Source organism: Bacteroides parvus (genome assembly GCF_017309675.2).
GTDB classification, from domain to species: Bacteria; Bacteroidota; Bacteroidia; order Bacteroidales; family Bacteroidaceae; genus Bacteroides; species Bacteroides uniformis.
Genome location: NZ_CP084680.1, coordinates 2,545,737 through 2,571,151, shown reverse-complemented (window position 1 = coordinate 2,571,151; position 25,415 = coordinate 2,545,737). Strand labels below are relative to the sequence as shown.

The following is a 25,415-nucleotide window of genomic DNA, read 5'->3' as shown; positions in this document are numbered from 1 at the left end:
ACATTCTGAGTATTTGTTGGGGGCTTTTGAAGAAAAAACAACATTATTTCATTTTTTCATATAAAAATCTTTGGTATTATTAAAAATGTGTCTATTTTTGCAGCATATTTTGTGTTATACGAACACAAAAAATGGTTGAAAAAGATGAGGTATAAAAACTCTAACATAAGAAAGTGCCTAAATACTAAAACAATAGCACTGTGTGCAGCGTTCTTTTTATACTGTTTGCTCCCTTTAAAAGGGATTTGCCAAACGGGGGAAAGTACTGTAGATGCTTTAGTGGAAATGGGATTTGAAAATGTTGGATGGACAGAAGATGGCAATGAACGTGTGTATGTTCTGCAGAACTCTGCATATCGTTTGCAAGGCGTAGGCATAGGCAAAGCGGTGGATGTTATTCAAAAGATGGGTTTACCGGAAGAAAAGTCATGCCGGATAATAGTTCTGGACAATAATGTACCTCAGATTTCTCTTTATTATCATCCCATAAAGGGGGATTCGGTGCTCCAAGCAGAACGTGATGACTGGAATGTAAGCTATGAATTGGGTGATACTTGGAAAAATGCACGGAAAATAAAGTTGAAAAATAGTTCTTTGTTCAAGATTGATGTATTGGTGTATCCTCAATTAGCTTTCAAGAATCTGGTGATTACACAGATTTACCAGGTCTTGTTTGATTTGAGTCCTGCGATAGAAGTTTCGTTATGGAAAGGTATGAATTTAACGGCACAGTTGAAAATACCGGTTTATAATGATGGGTATGGAAGGTTTGAAGATAAAGTTCATCCAGGACATATTACAATTTCACAGCGTTTTAGATTACCGTATAATGTGTTTGGTAAAGTGACTGTGGGATGTTTTAGTGCTGACCAATATGGAGTGGACGCCGAATTTTATCGCCCTTTTAAGGATGAACGCTTTTCCTTAATGGCTCGGATTGGGTATACAGGAATGGGATATTGGAGCGGATTTCGCTATGTATATGATCCTTCGACAGCACTTGTAACTTGGTCTTTGGGCGGTAGCTTTTATTGGCCGCAATTTAACACTCAGTTTAATCTGAAAGCAGAACAGTATTTATTGAAGGAGAAAGGTGTTAAATTTGAAATGATTCGCCATTTTCGCTATTGTTCGATTGGTTTCTATGCAATGAAAGCAGAACATGCAAAGATGAATGGAGGCTTCCGATTTCAAGTGGCATTACCTCCTTATAAATATAAAAGGAAAGGATATATACCTCGTGTGAATACCTCTGCTAATATGGGCATTGTTTATAATGCAGGTAATGAAAGGTACTATTATAGACAGTATAAAGCGGAAGTTAGTGACAATATAATGGAAGAAAATAGTTTTAACCCATATTTTATTAAGTCAGAATTGTTAAATTTTTAATTAATTAATTGAGATGAAAAAGATTAAATTCTTAAACGGCATAAGTGCAGTATTTGCGTTAGCCGTAGTAGCTTTAGCTACAACTTTAACTTCTTGTGAGAAGGAAGAGTTCAACGTTAATGTAACTCCTACTAATGCACAAGCTGTTATTAGTCCGATTGTGCTTGCTATAGAGGATGGTGTTACTACAGATGTAACTGGCCAAGCCACTATCGCACCTGCAGAGTTGACATTTACTGGTAATCCTACTCTGGCTCCTAAGAGTGTTGATGTTACAGCTTCTTATAATGGTTTGAGTGCAACTGTTACAGTTAAGGTTCCTGCTTTGCAAGCTGGGCAATTTGCTACTCTGACTCCGACTATCATTCTTCAGGAAGAAGATGCTGAGACTAAGATTGTAGCAGTACCCACTACATCTACAGATGAAAAAACAAAAGAAAAAGTATGGGATAATCCTGAACTTTATTGGTATTCTATCCCTTCATTTACTTATGTAGAAAAGAGCGGTGCCAAAGTTGTAGAAGGTTCAAAAAAGATCAACACAGACGATCTTATTGAACGTGCTGCTATTGAATCTTTCTTCAATACGCTTGAAAATACCTATACGGAACATGTTGCATCAACAAAAGATGGTGAGTATTCTGTTTATGCTAACTCAAGAACAACGGCTTCTATAACTTATACAATTGTAACGACTGAGTATAATGTTGTGAAACAAGCTGTGACTAAGGCTGATGCTGATGCTTTGGGTTCTATTAAGGTTGATGATTATACTACTTCTAAATTGAGTGTCACTGAAAATCAGGATATTCCTGGTCACGGTCATAGCCACGGTCATGGTCATGGTCATGGTGAAGGCAATGCCGGTGGTGGTGTTGGTGAACTTGATTAATAGAGGTTTTAGTTGTTATTTATCTTAAACTCAAGAGAAAATGAAAAGTAAATTAATGATAGCCTCCTTACTATTGGCAGGCGCTTGTGCAGCAAATCTGAATGCACAGGAAAAAACGAACTACTACACTCCGAAATGGAGCGATAATATTTTTGTCAGTGTAGGTGGTGGTATCCACGCCATCAACAATGACGGTTTCAATAAGATTGCTCCGCATTTCAGCGTGTCAGTTGGTAAGCTGATTACTCCGACTTGGGGGGTACGTGCTCAGGTAAACGGTATTACTCAGCATTTGTGTTTGGATGATGCATACTGGGAACACAACAAGACTTATGTAGGTGGTAACATTGATGCAATGATCAATCTTTCTACATTGTTTGCCGGTGCTAATCCTAACCGTTTCTTCGAAGTTTACGGTTTCTTGGGACCTCAAATTTCTGTAGCAAAATCTCAAAATGTGGATGTTACAATTAGTGCTGATGGTACTTCGCAGTCTATGGCTCCTGCCGGTGAAGCAGAAATGCGTGCACGTATCGGCGCTTCTGCCGGTTTGGGCTTGAAGTTCAATATCAACACCAAGTGGGCCATTGACGTAGAAGCTCGCGGTGCCATCGCTCCGTCCATTTTCGGTAATATCAGCAGCCATCGCAAGGCTGAAGGTACAGGTATGCTGACCGCAGGTGTTAGCTACATCTTCGGCGGTAAGAAGTTTATTCCGGTTTCTAAGATTGACGAAGACGCAGTCAATGCGGAAATCAACAGATATAGAAGTGAACTGGCTCAGGCTCAGGCTGACCTGGCTAACTGCAAGAATGCACTGGCCAACGCTAAACCTGAAGTTAAGGAAGTGACCAAGGAAGTTGAAGTTGCCGGTCCGCGTGCCATCTTCTTCAAGATTGGCAGCGCCCGTCTGGACGACTATGGCAAGGTTAACATCGAACTGGCTGCCAAGATTCTGAAGGCTAATCCGGACAAGAAGTACAAAGTTGCAGGTTATGCAGACAAGGCTACCGGTAGCGCTTCTTGGAACCAGAAGCTGTCCGAAAAGCGTGCCCAGGTTGTTTACGACGCTTTGATTGCTCAGGGTGTTGACAAGGACCAGCTTGAACTCGTAGGATTCGGTGGTACTGAAAACATGTTCGGCAAGAACTTCCTGAACCGCGTAGTTATCCTGGAATAATACACTCCAAGTGACAAATAGACTCTAAAAATGAAGGCGTCTGGGACTCAGACGCCTTTTTTTGGTACTATGTCCGATGCACGTTATAAAGCAACCCATTTTTTATCAGCGACTGAATTTATATGTGATGATGAAGTTTAAGCTATTCTTTATCGTTCTGTTTTGCAGCCTTTCCCTTTCGGCCTTTTCCCAGTTGACGTATGGTACAACCGGGCTGTTGCATGCGCCCTCTGCGGAGATGCAGCGCGACAAGACTTTCATGGTCGGCGGCAACTTCCTGAACAAGGAGCTCACACCGCCCACCTGGTACTATCATACCTACAACTATTTCCTGAACGTCACCATCTTCCCCTTTCTGGAAGTGGCCTACACGTGTACGCTCTTCAAGGCGGAGGCGTTGGGATTGAAGCCATACGGGTATAGCGGGTTCACGAACCAGGACCGCTACTTTTCCGCCCGTCTACGTGTGTTGAAGGAGGGGCAGTTCTGGAAATACATGCCGGCTGTCGTGCTGGGGACGTCCGACCCGTTCACTTCCTCCGGTGGCGGCCAGGTAGGCACCACGGAAGGTAACGGCTATTACAGCCGTTTCTATATTGCCGCCTCCAAGCATATACCCGTTGTGGGTAAGGAGGAGATCGGTGTCCATCTTTCCTACCTTTACAACAACCGCAAGGAGTACAAACTGAATGGCTTTGCACTGGGTGTCACCTACAATCCCTCCTTCCATCCGCAGTTGAGGGTGATAGCGGAGTACGACTCCAAGGACTTTGCTTTGGGAGCCACTTATCTGCTGTTCAAGCATCTGCATGTGCAGGTCGAAATGCAGAGGATGAAATATTTCACGGGAGGGCTGACATACAAAATTCATTTGAAATAAGAAGTAAGTCAAAGTCTCGTTGACTCCATAAAAAAAGCAGCTAAAGTATGACATCAACTTTAACTGCTTTTATTCTAATAGACCAATTTTACATTGTCAATCCATAGCGAATTGCCAGGAGAACCTATATAAGCACCACCATGACTAGAGGTGAATTGCAACAGCAAATGAGTGGGCACATCGTCCTTCGTCCCCCAGGCAACCTCCTTAATAGGCACACTCTCTCCTTTACTGTTAACTGCATAGCGTTCTTCAACCTGAAGACGCATCATGTGGGCCTTGTATGCAGGGTCACCGGTGATATCACCGTACATGATGGAATAAGTGGCATTATTATGCCAATCGGTAGTAGTATAATATCGTACGACCATCGTTCCTACACGCTTGGCATAGATATTCCCCTTCTCATCTTCCCAACGCTTTTGCAGAAACAGATTCACTTCCGGGAAGTCCTTTCCCTCAACATCTGTGATACGGCTAAAGCCCGTTGCACGGATACGCTTCTCGCGGTCGGACATCTTTACTTTATAATCAAACTGTATGGCGATAGGTTTCTTTGTAAACGGTATGCCGGAATTCAGCATTTTCTGCGGATTCTTGGTCCCCTTGATAGGTTCGTGCACCTCACCCAGAAACATGGAGCCGGCAGCCAGCACCGTGATATCCACTATTCCAAAAACCTTCACACTCTCCATACGGGTGTCCATACGGGCACAGAAACCATCCCCTCGCTTTTCCGGGAAAACAGAAGTATTGGTTTTCGTGATACCGGCTACCCGGGCCATCACATTGGATGTCGCCCACGGCGAACCTCCCATATTCTTGTATGCCTTGGTCTCGGTGACAGTAGCAGTAGGCCCGATAGCATATACATTCTTCGTGGCACCGCCAATAATACCGGATTCCTTGATTTGGCGGTCAATCCATTGATCCATATTTCCGAAAGGAATCATCTCTACCTCGTGCTGCTGTGCAGAAACTGCTCCGCAACAGAGCATGGCAGACAGCATTCCCAATATACGAACTTTCTTTTGAATCATTTCTCTCATTAATAATTGACAATCATTATAAATCGTACTTCCACTGTTCCAGCGCAAAATTCCAGTTATCCTGAACCAACTGCACTGTACGCTCATCATACTTGTATTTATTCTTCTTATATCCTTTCTTTCCGCCTACATACTTTTCAATATCGGCACGTGCCTCTGCAAAGCCCGGAATGGACAAAGCCTTGTAGATATGTTCAGTCATTCCCATTGCATCCGCTTCGAAGTCTTCAAACTTCACCTCTATCAAGTTTCCTTCAGGAATACATGTCTTGTCCGCTTCGTACTTATGATACAGTTTGGCATAAATGGACAAAATATTCTTTTCAAGCTCCTCATTACTGATATCCTGCAACTTCAACGGCTGAATGGTATTAGTAAAGAAACTACGTGTACTTTCGAAAACAGTATAAGGATTACGCATCAGATAGATAAACTTAGCATTGGGGAACATCTTGACAAGCTCTTTCACACGTCCCGTATGAGGCGGATTCTTACTAAGAAACTGAGTTCCCTTCGTATTCCAAAGAGAGATTTTTATCAATTTGACGAAAGTCTCCTCAAACACTTTCAGTTCTTTCTCTGTAATATCATCAAACAGCAGATATTTATCGGCATACTCTTGCTGATATTCGGGCAGGAACCAGAAATTATAATAGGTGTAGGGCATCATATTTGCCAAAGCAAACTCCTCTTCTTGCGGAAGGTCGACGGCAAGCTCCATATTGTCCGTGGGGCGTTTGTCCGGCATCAGCCAGCTCATGTTCTTCTTAAAGAAAGGCTGCCCCCACATCATGAGATGCGGAAATACAGTCTGGTATGTCGTGTTGTAACCGAAATGCTTGTCGCAGGAGAAAACATTATGCACAAACGTAGTCCCGCTACGCCAATGTCCCAAAATGAATACCGGATCATGCTCCAGGGGCTTATCTGCCAGGAGCTTTTCATAACGTCTGTCCTGCAGAGGAGCCAAAGTGGACAGCAGGCGGCAGACAGCTTTTGTCAGCCGATACTTGCCTTTGTAGGCAGCACCGATGTCACGACCGCCCGTTATATCCTTGAATGTTTTCCAATCTGCGCCTACCAATGTGTTTATAGGAAGCTTGTTGAATTCTAATAGTCCCATTATAGTCTATATATTAATATATTACAGTTTCTCTCCCACTCTATCAAAAAGCTGTTCATTCTTTTTCCACAACCACTGCAATGCCTTGGCGCTCCAACTCCTTCACAGCCTTTTCTATGGCTTCGTAATGTTCGGGAGCTATACCCAGCTTAGGCAAATTCAGTATAGGCAGGTCTTCGGACAAGTGCATCTCCTTATCCTCCACCCTATCGATAATCATACCTACAGCACTGGTATTGTTGGTTATCGGGTCTATCAGGATGAACGAACCGGTAGCCTTATTCTGCCGATAAGGGTCAAAGAAAAGCTCTTTGGCAGTGGTCAGCACCACGCGCGCAATCTGATTGAGCTGCATCGGCAATGTTTCCTTGCTCAACTTTCCGTTGTCAATGGAAAGATGCTCCATCGTATTGACATCCACTTTATACTTGATGCTGTCGATGCGGGTACGGCTTATATTGGTGGTCTGTTTGATGAAGAATGATTTGTTGATATCCATCGGCTCTTCATCCATCCAAACCAGCATCGTTTCAAAATTGCGGTCCATGACGGGCAGGTTATCCGGATGTACCAGCATTTCCCCTCTCGACACATCTATTTCGTCCTCCAAAGTCAAGGTGACGGACTGGGGCGGAAAGGCGTAATCCAACTCTCCATCGTATGTAACTATACTCTTGATATGCGACTTCTTACCGGAAGGCAATGCCATCACTTCATCTCCCTTACGAACAATACCCGAAGCCACCTTGCCGCAAAAACCACGGAAATCAAGATTGGGGCGCAAGACGTATTGAACCGGGAAACGAAAATCCTTCAAATTATGATCGTTGTCAATATGTACCGTCTCCAGGAAGTCAAGAAGTGAAATACCCTCATACCAAGGAGTACGTTCCGATTTCTCCACTACATTGTCCCCGTCCAAAGCTGACAGCGGAATGCAGTTTACGTCAGGAATACCCAATGGAGCTATAAACTTCCGATATTCATCGACTATCTCATTAAAACGTTCTTCGGAGAAATCCACCAGATCCATCTTATTGACAGCAAGCACCACATGCTTGATGCCAAGCAACGACACCAGGAAAGTATGCCGGCGCGTCTGCGTAATGACACCCATACGTGCATCCACCAGAATAATTGCCAGGTTAGCCGTAGAGCCTCCGGTAATCATGTTGCGTGTGTACTGCTCGTGTCCCGGAGTGTCGGCAATGATAAACTTACGGTTGTTGGTCGAGAAGTAGCGGTATGCCACGTCGATGGTGATGCCTTGTTCGCGCTCTGCCTTCAAGCCGTCCAGCAAAAGGGCGTAGTCAATGTGGTCGCCGGCATTTCCCATGCGCTTGCTGTCGCGTTCCAGTGCGTCCAGCTGATCCTCATATAGTTTCTTGCTGTCGAACAACAGACGGCCTATCAATGTGGATTTTCCGTCATCCACAGAACCGGCAGTCAGTAAGCGCAATAAGTCTTTCTGCTCATCCTTATCAAGAAAAGCCTTTATATCAAGTGTAGAATCGTTCATCCTTAATGATTTAATTTTTAATTCTTAATTTTAATTCCTTTAGAAGTATCCCTCGCGCTTCTTCTGCTCCATGCTTGCGTCTTGGTCGAAGTCAATGACACGGGTCGTCCGTTCACTCTTGGTGGTGGTCATCATTTCCTCGACAATCTTCTCGATGGCATCGGCATCGCTTTCCACAGCACCGGTCAACGGCCAGCAACCCAGCGTACGGAAACGCACCATACGCATCTTTATCTGGTCGCGGTACTGTTCAGGCAAGCGGTCGTCATCCGCCATTATCAGATTTCCGTCAATCTCCACACAAGGACGTTCCTTGGCAAAATACAACGGCACAATAGGAATATTTTCCAAACGTATATATTGCCAGATGTCCAGCTCCGTCCAATTACTTAACGGAAATACTCGGATACTCTCTCCTTTATGTACCCGGGCATTATAAATATCCCACAATTCGGGACGCTGGTTTTTGGGGTCCCATTGATGGAACTTGTCACGGAAGGAGAAAATACGCTCTTTGGCGCGTGACTTCTCCTCGTCGCGGCGAGCGCCACCGAATGCCGCATCAAACTTATACTTATCCAATGCGTGGAGCAAAGCCTGCGTTTTCATCAGGTCCGTATGCACCTTGCTGCCATGCGTAAAAGGTCCGACACCTGCATTGAAAGCTTCCATATTGCTTTCCACTATCAGGTTCCAACCATACTTCTTGGCATACTCGTCACGGAACTGTATCATCTCCTTAAACTTCCACTTGGAATCGATGTGCATCAACGGGAACGGCACTTTGCCGGGAGCAAACGCCTTTTCGGCCAAGCGCACCATAACCGAAGAATCCTTGCCGATACTATACAGCATCACCGGATTCTCAAACTCCGCTGCCACTTCACGGATAATATGAATGGACTCTGCTTCGAGTTCCTTCAAATGGCTCAATTTATATTCTTCTTTCATTATATCTTATTTCTTCTGAATTCTTGGTAAAATGAGTTCCAACAATTTATTGACCGATTCTTCCAGGCTGAGAACAGAGGTGTCCAACGTCAGAGCCGGATGAGCCGGTTCCTCAAAAGGAGCGGAAATGCCCGTAAAATTTTTAATTTCTCCCTTACGTGCCTTGGCATAAAGCCCCTTCACGTCACGGCGCTCACACTCTTCAAGCGGGGTGCTGACATAAACTTCCAGAAAATCGTCTTGTCCGATAATATCAGCTGCCATTTCACGAATATCGTTATTAGGACTGATAAAAGCCGCGATTGTTATAACCCCCGTATCAAGAAAGAGTTTGGAAACTTCGGCTATACGCCGGATATTCTCCACACGGTCGGCCTCCGTAAAGCCGAGGTTACTGTTGATGCCACTGCGGATGTTGTCACCATCCAGGATACGGCAAAGCAATCCCCTTTTATGAAGTTCGCGCTCCAAGGCAATGGCTATCGTACTTTTGCCGGAGCCGCTCAAGCCGGTAAACCAAATCATCACGCCGTGCTGCTTCAACAAGTCTTCTTTGTCCTTCCGCATCAGCATTCTGTCGAATATCGGATATATGTGGTTGTTTTCTTCCATATGTTATTATTTCTTCTTTTTTAAAATGGCCAAATTAAAGGAATCAAGAAAATGGATATCAGGAAAGTAATGATATTCAAAGGTAACCCGATGCGTACAAAATCCGTGAACTTATAGTTACCGATACCTTGTACAATCAAATTAGTCTGATACCCTATAGGAGTAGAGAAACTGGCGGAAGCCGCCATACAAATTACAACGAAGAAAGGCATCGGGCTGACTCCCATCTGTGAAGAGATGGAAAGTGCCAATGGAAAAGCGAGTGCCGCAGCCGCATTATTCGTAATCAGTTCCGTAAACAGGTTCGTTATGATAAACATAGCAGCCAGTAACACGTGGGGGCCATAATGATGGCTCATCCCTATAATGAAATGCGCCACAGCGTCTGCCACTCCGGAATTCACCATCGCCTTGCTGATAGCAAAAGCACAAGCAATCGTTATCAGAATATCCCAAGATATATATTTGGTATACTTGCGGGCCGGGAATATCTTTGTCCAGGCCATAATGATAGTAGTAATGGAAACGAAGAAAAACATATCCAGCTTGATTTCCGGGAAAGCTTCCTTGACAGCCGGAAGTTCACCGACCGTTGCCCCCACTATCATCAATATCAGCAAAGCCAAGGCAAACCAGCGCTTTCCCTTTCCGGGCACCGGCTCCGTATCCTTGCCATTGGCCAGCAACACGAACACCGAAGATTCCCCCCAGGTCTTTATAAAAGAGTCATCAGCCATCACCACCAGCGTGTCTCCTTCGCGGAGATATTCATTTTCCAGATTTCCGGCAATGCTCTGACCGCTACGCTTAATCTCCTTCACTTCGGCCCCATAATGCCGCTTGAAGTTAAAATCACCAAGTTTCTTGTTGATACCGGGAAAACGGGCGCCGAGTACAGCCTCCACCCGATGCAAATCTCCATGCTCCTCCGGCTCCTCATCCAGCTTTACCGCATCCGTACGAACATCCGGCAAAAGCCTTGAGGAGAAAGCGAACAGATAAAGGATACCCGCAATCGCGACGAAAATTCCTACTTTGCCCAACTCGAACATAGTGAAACCTTCATATCCGGCTTCCAATATCATGCCATGCACCACCAGATTGGTTGATGTGCCTATTAATGTACAGATACCACCAAGTATTGTAACGTATGAAAGAGGTATAAGAAACTTGGTAGCAGGCAATTTTACCGATTCAGCCCAACGCTTGATAATGGGAGCAAAGATAACAACCACCGGAGTATTGTTTAGAAAAGCTGAAATGAAGGCAATGGTGGGCAACATGCGGAACTGCGCTTTAAAGACTGTAGTCTTACCCTGCGGAAGCAGCTTCTTGATTATTTGCCCCAAAGCACCCGACTGCCTGATGCCTTCACTGACAAGAAACAGCATGGCAACAGTCATCATCCCCTTATTACTGAACCCTTCCAACATCTCCTTAGGAGTAAGGATGCCTGCACACAAGAACAATACTACGACAGAAAAGAGCACCATGCCCGGACGCATTTTATCCAGAACCAAGGCAATCACCATACCCAACAATGCCAATAGTACAAACAATATATCAAATGTCATACAGTCGTTATTTTATTTCAGTATGCTTGGGCTCTACGATAAACCACGGATTCAGCAAATCCTCCTTATTATATTGCAAAGGTTCTTCCTTCCCCACCTGATAAATTTCCATTCCGGCAGCACGTGCAATAGCATGCCCAGCCGCCGTATCCCATTCCATCGTAGGGGCAAAACGAGGATATACATCAGCCTTACCTTCAGCTACCAGACAAATCTTGATGGAACTTCCACTTGATATAAGCTCAACTTCCGCATGGCTGCATTTCATCTTCTCGATATAATCTTCTGTCTCGGGCGTCAGATGCGAACGGGAAGCCACAATGACAAATCGTTCGTGCATACCTGTTTCCGGCAGCCGGACAGCTTTCGCAATCAATTCATCCCAGGACATTCCATTACGCGCAGTAATACCGGATAGCTTATAAGCACCCGAATCATGCACTCCAAAATAGAGCTCCTTTTTTACCGGCACATAAATAACTCCCATTACCGGTACCGAGTGATGCACCAAAGCTATATTCACCGTAAACTCACCGTTCCTCTTGATGAACTCCTTCGTACCGTCCAAAGGGTCTACAATCCATAAGGTTTCCCAATTTCTACGCTCTGAAAAAGGCAAATGTTTACCTTCCTCGCTTAGCAGAGGGAAAGGTGTATCAGCCAAAAAACGGCAGATAGTTTCATGAGCTTTACGGTCGGCAATAGTAAGAGGAGAATTATCCGCTTTTTTTTCTACCTGAAAATCCGATGCCGGATCATCGTAAATGGAAAGAATTTTCTCGCCAGCCTGCAAAGCGGCATCAATCGCATTCAGTATATATCGTCGTTCCATATTATATTCTTCTCAAAGATAAAGCACAAAATTAAAAACTTTTTTAGGTCCAAAAGTTTCCACCTCTTGTTTTATAACTTCTTTTAAACGAAAGAGAGAATATTATAAGCACTTTTCACAATCAGGAAAATCAATCCGGAGCAGAAAAATAGAGTGAAGTATTCACGAAGGAGAAGGAAATAAAGAAACTGTGACAACATGAGTTTATCAGAGCCTTTCCTCAGTTAGTTCATTAGTTCACAGCACTGAACACTTTGTTTCAGCATAGGAAAACAAGTTGTTTCAGTATATAAAAACATTTTGTTTTTATGCAATAGGACGAGATGTTTTGTTAAGAGAAACAAAGTGTTCTCTTTAATGAAACAAACTGTTCCGTTAAAGGAAACACTTTGTTTTGCCAAACCAAACACATGACAGCGCCAGCCTTCACATTCTTTCGGCATATCATGAAAAAGGCAGTAACTTCGCAGTTACTGCCTCATCTTGAAAGGAAACATACATTCCTTTCTGTTATGAATTACCAAAAAGAATTCTATTAATTGATGCTGTACAGCAACCATGCCTTCTGGAAGTCATCATTCGAAGGATGTTTAGCTTTGAAAGAGTCACGCAGATTCTCGGCGGATGCTCTGTCATCGAATGTACCGATAACTACACGATACAGATTTCTTTCTGCATTGTAAACCACCATTGCAGTATAACCTTCATTCACCAATGTCTGCTTCACACCTTCCGCATTAGCTTTCACGCTATAAGCTCCGCAAACTACACTAAAGGTTTTCAAGCTGGTACCACCTGATACCACAGTCACCTTTTCCTGACGCATGTCGGCAGGTGCACTTTCCACTACCTTTACTTCTACCGGAGCGGTAACTACTGGAGCCACCTCTTCAACAGGGGCAGTTGTCTGCGGCTCGGCCAATTCCTGCTGTTTTGCCTTTTCATATGCTTTCTTATAAGCACTTTCACTTGATTTACAAGAAGAGAATGCCAGAGCTATACATACTCCCATTCCCAATACGGCTAATTTTTTCATCTTTTCTATTGTTTTTATTAGTAAAATCGTCTATTCTTATCTTTATCTCAAAATTTCCGAAATACAGATTTCGTACCCTCATATTCCAAACGCAATGAAGAGTAGGATAAATCTTCTACTTTAAAGATACGTTTTCCTTCCGGCCACCCGAAATAAGTATCATAGTTTTTATCGTTAACACTTTCAGGCAACAAAATAATGGAAATTTCAGCACCTTTCAAAGAATAATTTCCAAAAAACGTAGTCGCCCCCCCATCTTTCAACAAACATATGGCAGAAAAACTTCCTTTTTGAAAATTATAAAATACACTGTCCACTTTCTCTGATGTACCGTCGGCATATTGGTACTGACGCAACTGCCACTTACCCGCCAAGTCACCCCCACCATTCATGCAAGCAGTCAAGGTACAAGTCACCAATACAATCCAAAGGTATTTTAAATGCAATTTCATCATTTTTCCATGCCACTATCTAAATATGGAACAAAAGTACACCATAACATGCGATTATACCTCAGCATCCTTAGTTAAATATAATTAAACCACTCCATAAAAAGAGATTTCCCGGAAGACTTGACGTATATTTGCCAAATATAAACAGAGCATGAGGCTCACTTAATTGATTACATGACATTTGAAAATTTGAATTTGATAGAACCTATATTGAAGGCTCTTCAAGAAGAGGGGTATTCCACCCCTACCCCAATCCAGGAAAAATCGATCCCTATATTACTTCAAGGAAAAGACTTATTAGGATGTGCTCAAACCGGAACAGGCAAAACCGCCGCATTTTCCATCCCTATCTTGCAAAAGTTATATAAAACGGATAACCGCAAAAGTATCAAAGCACTCATTCTGACGCCGACCCGCGAGCTGGCCATACAGATAGGAGAATGCTTCAGTGCATATGGTAAGTATACCGGATTGAGACATGCCGTCATCTTCGGCGGTGTAGGACAAAAGCCACAGACAGATGAACTGAAACGTGGAGTACAAATACTGGTTGCAACTCCCGGACGACTGCAAGACCTGGTCAACCAAGGTTTCATTAACCTAAAAGCGCTCGAGTTCTTCGTATTGGACGAAGCAGACCGGATGCTGGACATGGGATTCATACATGATATCCGGCGCATATTAAAGTTATTGCCCGCAAAACGGCAGACACTCTTCTTTTCGGCCACAATGCCTCCGGAAATAGAGACCTTGGCAAACTCCATGCTGACGCACCCCGAGAAAGTGGAAGTCACCCCTGCATCGTCTACGGTTGACACAATCTCCCAATCAGTCTATTTCGTTGAGAAAAAAGAGAAAAAAGACTTACTCATTCATCTGCTGAAGAATCCGGCTATCGAGTCCGTACTTATCTTCACCAGAACTAAATATGGAGCAGACAAACTTGCACGTATCCTCAGCAAGTCCGGAATAAGAGCCGAAGCCATACATGGAAACAAATCGCAGAATGCCCGACAGCGAGCACTGACCGGCTTTAAGAACCATGAACTGCGCGTACTGATAGCAACCGATATTGCAGCACGAGGCATCGACGTGGACCAACTATCACACGTCATCAACTACGAGTTGCCCAACATTCCGGAAACATACGTACACCGTATCGGACGAACCGGACGTGCCGGCCACGACGGTATTGCTCTCTCTTTTTGCGAATCGGAAGAACTGCCTTACCTGAAAGATATCCAAAAATTGATAGGGAAAAGCATCCCAGTAATAAAAGAACACCCTTTTGTCACCGCCGATGGCTTAAAAGCCCAAGAAATCAAGACTGAAGAAATTAAAGCTAAAACCAAGGAAAACAAAATCTATCGCGGGAGCCGTACGAATGGAGACTTTTGGAGAAGAAAAAAGCAAACCTCGCAAAACAACACCCAAAAAGGAGTTGGAAGATAAGGACAATCATAAAAAAACTGATATTCCGAACAAAGTTTCAAAAAAAATTGTTAGTTTTGTCGTACGAACCTCAAAAAAGAAAGGAATATCATTATGAAAGGATTAAATGTTTTAGCAGCTTTCCTGGGTGGCGCCGCAGTAGGTGCAGCCCTCGGTATCTTATTTGCTCCTGAAAAAGGAGAAGACACCCGTAACAAAATCGCAGAAATTCTCCGTAAGAAAGGGATTCGTCTGAACCGAAGCGAAATGGAAGACTTGGTAGATGAAATTGCTGCGGAAATCAAAGGCGAGGTAACGGAATAAGGTAAAAAGCAGAACCACTATGTTTGCAGACGACAAAAGTATAGAAAATATGCAGCAGCTCTTCATTGAATTCAAGAAATACCTGGAGCTGCAAAAAGAATACACCAAACTGGAAGTCACCGAAAAACTGTCCAAACTGCTTTCTACGCTTTTATTGGTGCTATTGGTCGTTATACTCGGCGTAGTGGTTCTGTTTCATCTGTCGTTTACGCTGGTCTATATCTTAGCTCCGCTGGTAGGTGGGCTAATGATGAGTTTTGCACTTATCACGTGCTTCCATATCCTACTCATCGTTCTGCTTGTCCTATTCCGCAAAAAACTCATTATTGACCCGACAGTAAAACTTATCGCAGAATTATTCTTAGACAATTAATTCGAAATATTCATGGATAATACGACCAATACCACTCCCGTCACTTTAGAAAGCATCGCCCAGAAAAAAGCCATGCTGCAACAAGAAATACGACTCCAGAAAGAAATCATGACTGGGCTTACACAAGAAATTTTTGCTCCACTGGAACCAGCTACCAACAAGGCAAATGCCATGATGAGAGCATTCAACACCGGTATGGCTGTTTTTGACGGTATAGTATTGGGGGTAAAGGTAATGAAGAAATTCAGAAAAATATTTGGAAGAAAGAGATAGAATATCGGATAAAAAAAGAGGGGATGACTGTTATGGTCATCCCCTCTTTTTTTATCCGATATAGTCTGAGCACTTTTATACGTACGTCTCAAGCAACTTCACTGCTCCTTCAGGCACAATCGTCACTTCTTGGGTTGCAGCCGGCAGCAGGATTGTTTCGCCCGCCTGTACGGAAACTTCATTCTTCTCATTATCAATAATACGGCAAGAGCCCTCCACACAAATAAAGATAACAAAAGAATCCAGTTCAGAATAGTCACAAGTGATTTCTTCCGTCATGTCATAGATTGAAGTCGTGAAATACGGGCTTGCCACCATTTCTACCGGTTCATTCTGCACCTGATCGTATTCCGTACGAAAATCGTCCTGCACATCTGCAAAATTAATGGCATCAATAGCCTGGCTTGTATGCAGTTCTCTTGATTTACCGTCCTTATCCTTACGATTGTAATCAAAAATACGGTAAGTGATATCCGACGTTTGCTGTATTTCTGCTACAAAAGCTCCCGCACCGATTCCATGTACACGACCTGCAGGCACATAAAACACATCGCCCGGTTTGATGGCACAAGTCTGCAGAACATCCGCAAACGTACCATTATACACTCGTTCCTTATATTCTTTCGGAGTAATCTGCTCTGCAAAACCGGAAATCAGCTTGGCACCCTGGTCAGCAGCAATAACATACCACATTTCATTTTTACCAAAACTGTTATGACGTTTCTTAGCCAACTCGTCACCCGGGTGTACCTGAATCGACAAGTCCAACTTGGCATCAATAAACTTTATCAACAAAGGAAACTTATTTCCGAAACGTGCATAGTTAGCTTCTCCTACCAGGTCTTCCTTATACTTTCTGACCATATCCGGCAGCGTTAATCCTTTGTCAGCACCATTGGCCACTATAGACTCACTACCTTCTACTGCCGACACTTCCCAACTCTCGCCTACATTAGCAAGGGTATCATTCAAATGTTTGAATGGAATAATCTTGTCGCCTCCCCAAAGCGTCTGCTTCAGAATAGGCTCAAATTTTAGAGGATACATTCGTTGTTTTTATTAGAACTTTCTGTTAATGATGTGATTTTTTAGATTTCGGGAGCAAACATACAAAAAATATCAATTTGTATTCCATTTGTTAAACGCTAAACTTTCCTAAAATGTTCTCCACATTTCCTTCCAATTGCTTGGGGGAACAAAAGAATTTCTTTTTATTTGCAAGAAATTTAATTAATACCATGGATATGATAAACACTACTCCAACAGAAAGTAATTTGTCCGGTTTAAGCCCAAAAGACTTTCAAAAGGATATAAATAACAAAAAGACAGATTTGTTTATCCTGAAGAATGCCCAGGGAATGGAAGTTGCAGTTACTAATTACGGTTGTGCAATACTTTCCATCATGGTACCCGACAAAAATGGCAAATATGCCAATGTTGTATTAGGACACGACAGTATTGAACATGTAATCAACAGTCCGGAACCTTTTCTAAACACTACCATCGGACGCTACGGCAACCGGATAGCCAAAGGAAAGTTTACTTTATACGGCGAAGAGCACCAATTGGCAATCAACAACGGTCCCAATTCATTGCACGGTGGTCCGACTGGCTTCCATACCCGTGTATGGGATGCTGTCCAGCCAGAGCAATCAACAGTCATCTTCAACTACACATCCGCTGACGGCGAAGAGGGCTTCCCCGGAAATCTCGAAGTAGAAATGACTTATCGCCTGGAGGATGAGACCAATGCTCTGGTCATCGAATACCGGGCTACTACCGATAAAGCCACCATCGTCAATCTGACCAATCACGGATTCTTCAATCTTGCCGGTATAGCCAATCCCTCTCCTACAGTCTTAAACAATATCGTTACCATCAACGCAGATTTTTATGTACCCATCAATGAAGTATCCATTCCTACCGGAGAGATATTGAAAGTAGAAGGTACTCCAATGGATTTCCGTACTCCCCATACTCTTGGTGAACGAATTGATGAGAAGCATACACAAATTGTGAATGGCGCAGGATATGACCATTGCTATGTACTGAACAAGACTGAAAGTGGAGAGTTGAGCCTTGCAGCCACCTGCATGGAGCCCAACAGCGGACGAACCATGGAAGTATATACCACTGAAAATGGCGTCCAGCTCTACACTGGAAACTGGCTCGGAGGCTTTGAAGGTGCCCATGGAGCCACTTTCCCTGCAAGAAGTGCAGTCTGCTTTGAGGCCCAGTGTTTTCCCGATACACCCAACAAGCCCCATTTTCCGTCGGCAGTATTGCTACCGGGTGATGAGTACCAGCAAGTGACAATCTACAAGTTTGGTGTACAAGAATGAAATAACTAATCCAATTTATAAACTTATTAATTTTACAAAACCATGACACAACAAAAACAGAATGGTAAACTCATCGCAATTATCACGATGATCTTCCTTTTTGGTATGATTTCATTTGTTACCAACCTTGCTGCCCCTATGGGAATCGTACTGAAAAATCAGTTTTCAGTATCCAACGCTTTAGGAATGTTGGGTAACTTTGGTAACTTTATTGCATATGCAGTGATGGGAATACCAAGCGGCATCTTACTACAACGGGTAGGGTATAAAAAAACGGCATTGATAGCAGTAGCTGTAGGCTTTATCGGTGTAGGTATCCAATATTTATCCGGTCATTCAAGCCCTGATATGGCTTTTGCCGTATATTTGATTGGCGCTTTCATCGCCGGTTTCTCCATGTGTTTGCTTAATACAGTGGTCAACCCGATGCTGAACAAGCTCGGCGGTGAAGGTAACAAAGGAAACCAGCTTATCCAAGTGGGCGGCTCTTTCAACTCCGTAATGGCCACCATTACTCCGATGTTCGTAGGTATCCTGATTGCCGGTTCCATTGAAAAAGCTACCATCTCTCAGATATTCCCTGTAATGTACACGGCAATGGCTGTATTTGCCATCGCGTTCTTCGTTCTTCTGATTGTGCCCATACCGGAACCCAATGCTGCAACTTCAACAGAACCTATCGGTAAGTTGATGTCAGGCGCTTTAAAATTCCGCCACTTCATTTTGGGAGCTATAGCAATCTTTGTATATGTAGGTGTTGAAGTTGGTGTACCGGGCACCTTGAATTTGTTCTTAACCGACCCTATTGAAAAGGGAGGAGCCGGCATTTCTTCCACTATTTCCGGTTTTGTTGTAGGTACATATTGGTTCCTCATGCTGATTGGACGTCTGGCCGGTGCTTCATTGGGTGCAAAAATCTCCAGTAAGGCAATGCTTACCTTTACTTCCGCATTAGGTTTACTTTTGGTATTCCTTGCCATCTTCTCATCTACCGGTTCGCTTGTCAATCTGCCAGTACTCCAACAAAGCGCTACGGGAGGTCTCTCTTTCGGATTTGCAGAAGTACCTATCAATGCAATGTATCTGGTACTGGTAGGTCTGTGTACTTCCATCATGTGGGGTGGCATCTTTAATCTGGCCGTAGAAGGATTGGGTAAATATCTGGCAGCCGCTTCCGGTCTGTTCATGGTATTGGTATGCGGCGGCGGTATCTTGCCCGTTATCCAAGGTTTGGTGGCCGACATTGCAGGTTTCATGCCGAGTTACTGGGTTATCATCGCAGCCCTTGGCTATCTGTTGTTCTACGGTTTGGTAGGCTGCAAAAATGTTAATAAGGACATCAAGGTTGATTAACAAGAAAATATAGGTAATTTATTTATTCACCTTATAAAATATAAATATCATGGATATAGAATACGTAAGAAGCCGTTTCATCAAGCACTTTGACGGAACAACGGGAGCTGTTTATGCTTCTCCGGGTCGCATCAACCTTATCGGTGAGCATACAGACTATAACGGTGGTTTTGTATTCCCCGGAGCAATCGACAAAGGAATGATTGCAGAAATAAAACCCAACGGCACAAACACAGTAAAAGCTTATTCCATCGACCTGAAAGATTATGTGGAATTTGGTTTGAATGAAGAAGATGCACCCCGCGCAAGCTGGGCAAGATATATCTTTGGCGTGTGCCGGGAAATGATGAAACGCGGTGTAGATGTAAAAGGCTTCAATACTGCTTTTGCAGGCGATGTGCCCCTAGGTGCAGGAATGTCCTCTTCAGCAGCTTTGGAAAGTACCTATGCCTATGCTTTGAACGACTTGTTCGGTGACAACAAAATAGACAAATTTGAATTGGCAAAAGTGGGACAATCTACAGAACACAACTATTGTGGCGTAAACTGTGGTATTATGGACCAATTTGCTTCCGTATTCGGAAAGAAAGGAAGCCTCATCCGCCTGGATTGCCGTTCACTGGAATATCAGTATTTCCCATTCGACCCGCAAGGCTATCGTCTGGTTCTTGTAGATTCTGTAGTGAAACACGAACTTGCATCTTCAGCATACAACAAACGCCGTCAAAGCTGCGAAGCCGCTGTTGCTGCTGTCCAGAAGAAGCATCCACACGTAGAGTTCCTGCGCGACGTTACCATGGGCATGCTGGAAGAAGCCAAAGCCGACATCAGCGCAGAAGACTATATGCGTGCAGAATATGTCATCGAAGAGATTCAACGCGTACTTGACGTTTGCGATGCCCTGGAAAAAGGCGACTATGAAACTGTAGGCCAAAAGATGTATGAAACACATCAGGGCATGAGTAAGTTGTACGAAGTAAGCTGCGAAGAACTCGATTTTCTGAATGACCTTGCATTCGATTGTGGAGTTACCGGTTCACGTGTCATGGGCGGTGGATTCGGTGGATGTACAATCAATCTGGTAAAGGATGAATTGTACAGCACATTCATCGAAAAAGCAAAAGATGAATTCAAGAAGAAGTTCGGCAGAAGCCCGAAAGTATATGATGTAGTCATCAGCGACGGTGCCCGCAGATTAGAATAACAGACATCAGTATTCAAATAAAAGGCGTTTCCCAGCAATGGGAAGCGCCTTTTTCTTCCCCCCTATTCCACCGTTTTCCACTCTAAAAAAACAAGATCATCCGAGAAGTTTATTCCGGACGTGCCTATCTATACAGCCAGTTGACACAGATATGTTTTTGACACTTATGTTGCATAACATATAAAAGTGTACAGCCTACACTAAAGAAAAGTGTTATTTTTACACCAAAAGAAGATAATCATCTCATTTACATTAAATACAAAACCATGAAAAGACATGTTCTACTTGCAGGAATTGCCGCAATGATGCTAGCTGCGTGCAATCAAAAGACAGAAACAACGCTTACGCTGTCCGGTCTTGATCCAGTAAAATTCCAAACAACGGTCAATGACGCCCAAACACATCTTTATACGCTGAAGAATAAAGCGGGCATGGAAGTATGCATCACAAACTTTGGAGGACGTATTGTATCCATTATGGTGCCCGACAAAAACGGAGCTATGCAAGATGTAGTATTGGGCTTTGACAGCATTGCCGATTACATCAACATTCCAAGTGACTTTGGTGCTTCTATCGGCCGCTACGCCAACCGGATTAATCAAGGGAAAATCGTTCTTGACGGAGATACCATACAGTTAGCACAGAACAATTTCGGACATTGCCTGCACGGTGGTCCCAAAGGATGGCAGTACCAAGTATACAATGCCAATCCCATTGACAGCACAACTCTGGAGCTTACCCGCATTTCACCGGATGGAGACGAGAATTTCCCGGGCAACGTTACGGCAAAAGTACTTTTCAAGTTAACGGATGACAATGCCATTGATATAAAATACAGTGCAACAACAGACCAAAAGACGGTCATCAATATGACTAACCATTCTTACTTCAATTTATCTGGTGATCCTTCAAAGGCAGCAACAGACCACATCTTATACATCAATGCAGACAACTATACTCCGGTAGACAGTACTTTCATGACAACGGGTGACATCATCTCCGTCAAAGAAACACCAATGGACTTTACCACTCCCAAGAGTGTAGCACAAGACATCAACCGGACGGACTTTGAACAAATAAAGAACGGAAACGGATATGACCATAATTGGGTACTGAATACTAAAGGTGACCTATCCCAAGTGGCAGCTAAACTGACATCGCCTATAAGCGGCATCACTCTGGAAGTTTATACCAATGAGCCAGGCATACAAGTATATACCGGGAATTTCCTGGACGGCACCGTAAAAGGTAAAAAAGGCATTACTTACAACCAACGCGCTTCCGTATGCCTCGAGACACAACATTATCCGGATAGCCCCAACAAAGCCCAATGGCCTTCTGTCGTACTGGAACCCGGACAAATTTACAACAGTGAATGTGTCTTCAAATTTTCCGTAGAAAAATAACAGTAACCTTATAAATCATTTATTATCGTGGAAACATTAGATTGGCTAGTCATTGGAATCTTTTTCCTGGCTTTAATTGGAATTATTGTCTGGGTTGTCAAACAGAAACAGAATGACTCAGCAGACTATTTTTTAGGCGGTCGTGATGCCACATGGCTTGCTATCGGTGCATCTATCTTTGCATCCAACATCGGTTCCGAACATTTAATCGGACTAGCCGGTGCCGGTGCTTCCAGCGGTATGGCGATGGCACATTGGGAAATACAAGGTTGGATGATCCTTATCTTAGGCTGGGTATTCGTACCGTTCTATTCGCGAAGCATGGTATTCACGATGCCTGAATTCCTAGAACGCCGCTATAATCCACAATCACGTACAATATTGTCTGTAATATCTTTAATCAGCTATGTACTGACAAAAGTTGCCGTGACGGTTTATGCAGGAGGATTGGTATTCCAACAAGTATTCGGTATAAAAGAACTTTGGGGGATCGACTTCTTTTGGATTGCCGCCATCGGTCTGGTTATACTGACTGCGCTCTACACAATCTTCGGAGGAATGAAGTCGGTACTTTATACCTCCATCCTGCAGACCCCCATCTTGCTGTTAGGTTCACTGATAATCCTGGTACTCGGCTTCAAAGAATTGGGAGGCTGGGATGAGATGATGAGAATCTGCGGTGCAGCCACAGTGAACGATTATGGCAACACAATGACAGAACTTATACGCAGTAATAACGACCCTAACTTCCCTTGGTTGGGTGCACTGATTGGTTCAGCCATTATCGGATTCTGGTATTGGTGTACAGACCAGTTCATCGTGCAACGCGTACTTTCCGGAAAGAATGAAAAGGAAGCACGGCGCGGTACCATCTTCGGAGCTTACCTGAAATTATTGCCCGTATTCTTATTCCTTATCCCAGGCATGATTGCTTTCGCATTACACCAAAAATATCTCGGAACCGGGGGAGAAGGTTTTCTACCTATGCTGGCAAACGGAAATGCCAATGCAGATGCTGCTTTCCCAACTCTAGTAGCAAAATTACTTCCTGCAGGAGTCAAAGGTTTGGTTGTTTGCGGTATTCTTGCAGCATTGATGAGTTCTCTCGCATCTTTGTTCAACTCATCTGCTATGCTTTTCACCATTGACTTCTACAAACGTTTCAAGCCGAACACTTCTGAGAAAAAGCTGGTAGGAATTGGACAGATGGCAACTGTTGCGATTGTGATATTGGGTATACTCTGGATTCCCATTATGCGCAGTGTAGGCGATGTCCTTTACACCTACTTACAAGATGTACAATCTGTATTAGCACCAGGCATTGCCGCAGCCTTCCTCTTGGGGATCTGCTGGAAACGCACCTCTGCACAAGGCGGTATGTGGGGACTGATTGCCGGAATGATTATCGGTTTAACCCGTCTGGGGGCAAAAGTATATTACAGCAATGTAGGAGATGTGTCAAGCAGTACCTTCAAGTATCTGTTCTATGATATGAACTGGCTGTTTTTCTGCGGATGGATGTTCTTGTTCTGCATCGTAGTGGTTATCGCAGTCAGCATGTTTACAGCTGCCCCAAGCGCTGAAAAGATTCAAGGGCTGGTATTCGGAACTTCAACTCCCGAACAAAAAGCAGCTACACGTGCGAGTTGGAATAAATGGGATATCATTCATACCCTTATCATCCTGGGTATTACTGCTGCTTTTTATTGGTATTTCTGGTAAATCGGTATGTTGCCATGATATATATCCATGCAGCATACCCCTTAAACAAAAATTAAGATATGAGTAATTACTATAGTTCAAATCCGAAACTTTATGTAAGTATCGACTGCATTATTTTCGGTTTCAATGAAGGAGAATTGAACCTGCTGTTGCTGAAGCGTAACTTTGAACCGGCAATGGGCGAATGGTCGCTGATGGGTGGATTCGTGCAGGAAGACGAAAGCGTGGATGATGCAGCCAAACGAGTCCTGAATGAACTAACCGGACTGGAAGATGTATATATGGAACAAGTCCAAGCTTTCGGAGCCATAGATCGTGACCCAGGAGAACGCGTAGTCTCCATTGCTTACTATGCGCTCATCAACATCAACGAATACGACAAAGAATCCGTACAGCAACACAATGCTTTCTGGGTAAATATCAATGAACTGCCAGCGCTAATCTTTGATCATCCGCAAATGGTGGAGAAAGCTCGGAAGTTGATGCAACAAAAAGCGTCCACCGAACCAATCGGCTTTAATCTACTACCTAAACTGTTCACGCTGTCACAACTGCAAAGCTTATACGAAGCTATATACGGCGAGAGCATTGACAAACGAAACTTCCGAAAACGCATAGCAGAAATGGACTATATAGAAAAAACTGACAAAATAGACAAAACGGGGTCCAAACGTGGAGCTGCTTTATATCAGTTTAATGAGAAGGCATACCGCAAAGCTCCGAAATTTAAGCTCTGAAAACCTAATATTCAACAACTTGTAATTAGTAATTTAAATAATATGCTGGAAGCACTGAAAGACAAAGTATTCCATGCTAACCTTGAACTGGTGAAGCACGGATTGGTTATCTTCACATGGGGCAATGTATCGGGCATTGACCGCGAATCCGGTCTGGTAGTTATCAAGCCCAGTGGGGTGAGTTACGATGAAATGAAGGCAGAGGATATGGTGGTAGTGAATCTTGACGGCAAGGTCGTGGAAGGACGGTTAAAGCCCTCTTCAGACACGCCGACCCACCTGGTTCTCTATAAAGCATTCCCCGAAATCGGCGGTGTGGTGCACACGCACTCTACTTACGCCACAGCCTGGGCACAAGCCGGATGTGACATACCGAATATCGGGACTACACATGCCGATTACTTCCACGACGCCATACCCTGCACAGCAGACATGACGAAGGAGGAAGTGGAAGGAGCGTATGAACTGGAAACGGGAAATGTCATCGTAAAACGCTTTGAGGGGCTGAACCCGGTACATACTCCCGGAGTATTGGTAAAGAACCACGGTCCTTTCTCGTGGGGAAAAGACGCACACGAGGCGGTACATAATGCCGTAGTGATGGAACAGGTGGCAAAAATGGCAAGTATAGCCTATGCCGTGAACCCCAATCTGACCATGAATCCGCTGCTGATAGAAAAACATTTCAGCCGCAAGCACGGTCCTAACGCTTATTATGGACAGAAATAACTATCATTCTTTAAATATAAACTATAAAA

The 25,415-nt window shown here is 43.7% G+C and carries 25 protein-coding genes; 15 read left to right on the top strand and 10 right to left on the bottom strand.

What is annotated here, in order from left to right; all coding sequences use genetic code 11:
- The first annotated feature begins 144 nt into the window (after positions 1-144).
- The 4 genes from JXR92_RS10280 to JXR92_RS10265 all read left to right on the top strand — a co-directional run bounded on the left by JXR92_RS10280 (position 145) and on the right by JXR92_RS10265 (position 4,344).
- The gene (locus JXR92_RS10280) at positions 145-1,392 is read left to right on the top strand and encodes a hypothetical protein (protein WP_206897533.1); all 1,248 of its coding nucleotides are present in this window, start codon (positions 145-147) and stop codon (positions 1,390-1,392) included.
- 13 nt (positions 1,393-1,405) lie between these two features.
- Positions 1,406-2,284, top strand: coding sequence for a DUF3869 domain-containing protein (locus tag JXR92_RS10275; protein ID WP_174646123.1), 879 nt, complete (start codon positions 1,406-1,408; stop codon positions 2,282-2,284).
- A gap of 40 nt (positions 2,285-2,324) precedes the next feature.
- Positions 2,325-3,464 carry an OmpA family protein gene (locus JXR92_RS10270; protein WP_005827866.1) on the top strand — a complete coding sequence of 380 codons (1,140 nt, stop codon included), beginning with the start codon at positions 2,325-2,327 and terminating at the stop codon, positions 3,462-3,464.
- A gap of 127 nt (positions 3,465-3,591) precedes the next feature.
- Positions 3,592-4,344, top strand: a complete 753-nt coding sequence (locus tag JXR92_RS10265) for a YjbH domain-containing protein (RefSeq protein ID WP_034523133.1) — start codon at positions 3,592-3,594, stop codon at positions 4,342-4,344.
- Between the two features lie 74 nt (positions 4,345-4,418).
- Here JXR92_RS10265 and JXR92_RS10260 read toward each other — a convergent pair whose 3' ends face one another.
- The 9 genes from JXR92_RS10260 to JXR92_RS10220 form a co-directional block, all read right to left on the bottom strand.
- Entirely contained in the window at positions 4,419-5,384 is a 966-nt protein-coding gene (locus tag JXR92_RS10260) for a PCMD domain-containing protein (RefSeq protein WP_034525516.1), read from the bottom strand.
- Between the two features lie 25 nt (positions 5,385-5,409).
- The gene (locus tag JXR92_RS10255) at positions 5,410-6,516 is read right to left on the bottom strand and encodes a sulfotransferase family protein (RefSeq protein WP_057256401.1); all 1,107 of its coding nucleotides are present in this window, start codon (positions 6,514-6,516) and stop codon (positions 5,410-5,412) included.
- Between the two features lie 55 nt (positions 6,517-6,571).
- Positions 6,572-8,035 (bottom strand): sulfate adenylyltransferase subunit CysN, encoded by a 1,464-nt coding sequence (gene cysN / locus JXR92_RS10250; RefSeq protein WP_117965428.1) that lies wholly within the window; start codon positions 8,033-8,035, stop codon positions 6,572-6,574.
- A gap of 39 nt (positions 8,036-8,074) precedes the next feature.
- A complete protein-coding gene (cysD, locus tag JXR92_RS10245; RefSeq protein ID WP_206897499.1) occupies positions 8,075-8,986 on the bottom strand; it encodes a sulfate adenylyltransferase subunit CysD in 912 nt (303 codons plus the stop codon).
- Between the two features lie 6 nt (positions 8,987-8,992).
- Positions 8,993-9,598, bottom strand: coding sequence for an adenylyl-sulfate kinase (cysC, locus tag JXR92_RS10240; RefSeq protein ID WP_117600911.1), 606 nt, complete (start codon positions 9,596-9,598; stop codon positions 8,993-8,995).
- Positions 9,599-9,618: 20 nt separating this feature from the next.
- Positions 9,619-11,172: an SLC13 family permease gene (locus tag JXR92_RS10235; protein ID WP_138345715.1), complete on the bottom strand. Its 1,554-nt coding sequence runs from the start codon at positions 11,170-11,172 to the stop codon at positions 9,619-9,621.
- 7 nt (positions 11,173-11,179) lie between these two features.
- Complete coding sequence (gene cysQ, locus JXR92_RS10230) at positions 11,180-12,004, bottom strand: 3'(2'),5'-bisphosphate nucleotidase CysQ (protein ID WP_117600913.1); 825 nt, start codon at positions 12,002-12,004, stop codon at positions 11,180-11,182.
- A 535-nt stretch (positions 12,005-12,539) separates the two neighbouring features.
- Positions 12,540-13,040 (bottom strand): SPOR domain-containing protein, encoded by a 501-nt coding sequence (locus JXR92_RS10225; RefSeq protein ID WP_117600914.1) that lies wholly within the window; start codon positions 13,038-13,040, stop codon positions 12,540-12,542.
- A gap of 47 nt (positions 13,041-13,087) precedes the next feature.
- On the bottom strand, positions 13,088-13,492 hold the full coding sequence (locus JXR92_RS10220) for a lipocalin-like domain-containing protein (RefSeq protein ID WP_171030443.1): 405 nt from the start codon (positions 13,490-13,492) through the stop codon (positions 13,088-13,090).
- A 174-nt stretch (positions 13,493-13,666) separates the two neighbouring features.
- On the opposite strand from JXR92_RS10220, the gene JXR92_RS10215 reads away from it, so the two are divergent.
- The 4 genes from JXR92_RS10215 to JXR92_RS10200 all read left to right on the top strand — a co-directional run bounded on the left by JXR92_RS10215 (position 13,667) and on the right by JXR92_RS10200 (position 15,893).
- Positions 13,667-14,944: a DEAD/DEAH box helicase gene (locus JXR92_RS10215; protein ID WP_117600916.1), complete on the top strand. Its 1,278-nt coding sequence runs from the start codon at positions 13,667-13,669 to the stop codon at positions 14,942-14,944.
- 93 nt (positions 14,945-15,037) lie between these two features.
- Complete coding sequence (locus tag JXR92_RS10210; protein WP_005826568.1) at positions 15,038-15,247, top strand: YtxH domain-containing protein; 210 nt, start codon at positions 15,038-15,040, stop codon at positions 15,245-15,247.
- A 19-nt stretch (positions 15,248-15,266) separates the two neighbouring features.
- Positions 15,267-15,620 (top strand): phage holin family protein, encoded by a 354-nt coding sequence (locus tag JXR92_RS10205; RefSeq protein ID WP_005826569.1) that lies wholly within the window; start codon positions 15,267-15,269, stop codon positions 15,618-15,620.
- Between the two features lie 12 nt (positions 15,621-15,632).
- Complete coding sequence (locus JXR92_RS10200; RefSeq protein ID WP_138345718.1) at positions 15,633-15,893, top strand: hypothetical protein; 261 nt, start codon at positions 15,633-15,635, stop codon at positions 15,891-15,893.
- Between the two features lie 75 nt (positions 15,894-15,968).
- On the opposite strand, the gene JXR92_RS10195 is transcribed toward JXR92_RS10200, so the two are convergent.
- On the bottom strand, positions 15,969-16,940 hold the full coding sequence (locus JXR92_RS10195) for a type I phosphomannose isomerase catalytic subunit (protein WP_117600917.1): 972 nt from the start codon (positions 16,938-16,940) through the stop codon (positions 15,969-15,971).
- Positions 16,941-17,137: 197 nt separating this feature from the next.
- Between JXR92_RS10195 and JXR92_RS10190 the strand changes: the two genes are divergently transcribed.
- The 7 genes from JXR92_RS10190 to JXR92_RS10160 all read left to right on the top strand — a co-directional run bounded on the left by JXR92_RS10190 (position 17,138) and on the right by JXR92_RS10160 (position 25,386).
- Complete coding sequence (locus tag JXR92_RS10190) at positions 17,138-18,235, top strand: aldose epimerase family protein (protein WP_117965515.1); 1,098 nt, start codon at positions 17,138-17,140, stop codon at positions 18,233-18,235.
- Between the two features lie 42 nt (positions 18,236-18,277).
- On the top strand, positions 18,278-19,588 hold the full coding sequence (locus JXR92_RS10185) for a sugar MFS transporter (RefSeq protein WP_005826573.1): 1,311 nt from the start codon (positions 18,278-18,280) through the stop codon (positions 19,586-19,588).
- 49 nt (positions 19,589-19,637) lie between these two features.
- The gene (gene galK, locus JXR92_RS10180) at positions 19,638-20,792 is read left to right on the top strand and encodes a galactokinase (protein ID WP_117600918.1); all 1,155 of its coding nucleotides are present in this window, start codon (positions 19,638-19,640) and stop codon (positions 20,790-20,792) included.
- A 266-nt stretch (positions 20,793-21,058) separates the two neighbouring features.
- Positions 21,059-22,198, top strand: a complete 1,140-nt coding sequence (locus tag JXR92_RS10175; protein ID WP_119961964.1) for an aldose epimerase family protein — start codon at positions 21,059-21,061, stop codon at positions 22,196-22,198.
- Positions 22,199-22,225: 27 nt separating this feature from the next.
- Positions 22,226-23,920 (top strand): sodium:solute symporter, encoded by a 1,695-nt coding sequence (locus tag JXR92_RS10170; RefSeq protein WP_119961965.1) that lies wholly within the window; start codon positions 22,226-22,228, stop codon positions 23,918-23,920.
- Positions 23,921-23,979: 59 nt separating this feature from the next.
- A complete protein-coding gene (locus JXR92_RS10165) occupies positions 23,980-24,657 on the top strand; it encodes an NUDIX hydrolase (RefSeq protein WP_117600921.1) in 678 nt (225 codons plus the stop codon).
- 42 nt (positions 24,658-24,699) lie between these two features.
- A complete protein-coding gene (locus tag JXR92_RS10160) occupies positions 24,700-25,386 on the top strand; it encodes an L-ribulose-5-phosphate 4-epimerase (protein ID WP_005826585.1) in 687 nt (228 codons plus the stop codon).
- Positions 25,387-25,415 lie beyond the last annotated feature (29 nt).

Coding starts and splice junctions, on each gene's coding strand:
- JXR92_RS10270 (WP_005827866.1), top strand. CDS start 2,325: ATGAAAAGTAAATTAATGATAGCCTCCTTACTATTGGCAGGCGCTTGT.
- JXR92_RS10210 (WP_005826568.1), top strand. CDS start 15,038: ATGAAAGGATTAAATGTTTTAGCAGCTTTCCTGGGTGGCGCCGCAGTA.
- cysC (WP_117600911.1), bottom strand. CDS start 9,598: ATGGAAGAAAACAACCACATATATCCGATATTCGACAGAATGCTGATG.
- JXR92_RS10260 (WP_034525516.1), bottom strand. CDS start 5,384: ATGATTCAAAAGAAAGTTCGTATATTGGGAATGCTGTCTGCCATGCTC.
- JXR92_RS10225 (WP_117600914.1), bottom strand. CDS start 13,040: ATGAAAAAATTAGCCGTATTGGGAATGGGAGTATGTATAGCTCTGGCA.
- cysN (WP_117965428.1), bottom strand. CDS start 8,035: ATGAACGATTCTACACTTGATATAAAGGCTTTTCTTGATAAGGATGAG.
- JXR92_RS10195 (WP_117600917.1), bottom strand. CDS start 16,940: ATGTATCCTCTAAAATTTGAGCCTATTCTGAAGCAGACGCTTTGGGGA.
- JXR92_RS10275 (WP_174646123.1), top strand. CDS start 1,406: ATGAAAAAGATTAAATTCTTAAACGGCATAAGTGCAGTATTTGCGTTA.
- JXR92_RS10265 (WP_034523133.1), top strand. CDS start 3,592: ATGATGAAGTTTAAGCTATTCTTTATCGTTCTGTTTTGCAGCCTTTCC.
- JXR92_RS10200 (WP_138345718.1), top strand. CDS start 15,633: ATGGATAATACGACCAATACCACTCCCGTCACTTTAGAAAGCATCGCC.
- JXR92_RS10280 (WP_206897533.1), top strand. CDS start 145: ATGAGGTATAAAAACTCTAACATAAGAAAGTGCCTAAATACTAAAACA.
- JXR92_RS10220 (WP_171030443.1), bottom strand. CDS start 13,492: ATGAAATTGCATTTAAAATACCTTTGGATTGTATTGGTGACTTGTACC.
- JXR92_RS10175 (WP_119961964.1), top strand. CDS start 21,059: ATGAAAAGACATGTTCTACTTGCAGGAATTGCCGCAATGATGCTAGCT.
- JXR92_RS10165 (WP_117600921.1), top strand. CDS start 23,980: ATGAGTAATTACTATAGTTCAAATCCGAAACTTTATGTAAGTATCGAC.
- cysD (WP_206897499.1), bottom strand. CDS start 8,986: ATGAAAGAAGAATATAAATTGAGCCATTTGAAGGAACTCGAAGCAGAG.
- JXR92_RS10215 (WP_117600916.1), top strand. CDS start 13,667: ATGACATTTGAAAATTTGAATTTGATAGAACCTATATTGAAGGCTCTT.
- cysQ (WP_117600913.1), bottom strand. CDS start 12,004: ATGGAACGACGATATATACTGAATGCGATTGATGCCGCTTTGCAGGCT.
- JXR92_RS10205 (WP_005826569.1), top strand. CDS start 15,267: ATGTTTGCAGACGACAAAAGTATAGAAAATATGCAGCAGCTCTTCATT.
- JXR92_RS10185 (WP_005826573.1), top strand. CDS start 18,278: ATGACACAACAAAAACAGAATGGTAAACTCATCGCAATTATCACGATG.
- galK (WP_117600918.1), top strand. CDS start 19,638: ATGGATATAGAATACGTAAGAAGCCGTTTCATCAAGCACTTTGACGGA.
- JXR92_RS10255 (WP_057256401.1), bottom strand. CDS start 6,516: ATGGGACTATTAGAATTCAACAAGCTTCCTATAAACACATTGGTAGGC.
- JXR92_RS10160 (WP_005826585.1), top strand. CDS start 24,700: ATGCTGGAAGCACTGAAAGACAAAGTATTCCATGCTAACCTTGAACTG.
- JXR92_RS10190 (WP_117965515.1), top strand. CDS start 17,138: ATGATAAACACTACTCCAACAGAAAGTAATTTGTCCGGTTTAAGCCCA.
- JXR92_RS10235 (WP_138345715.1), bottom strand. CDS start 11,172: ATGACATTTGATATATTGTTTGTACTATTGGCATTGTTGGGTATGGTG.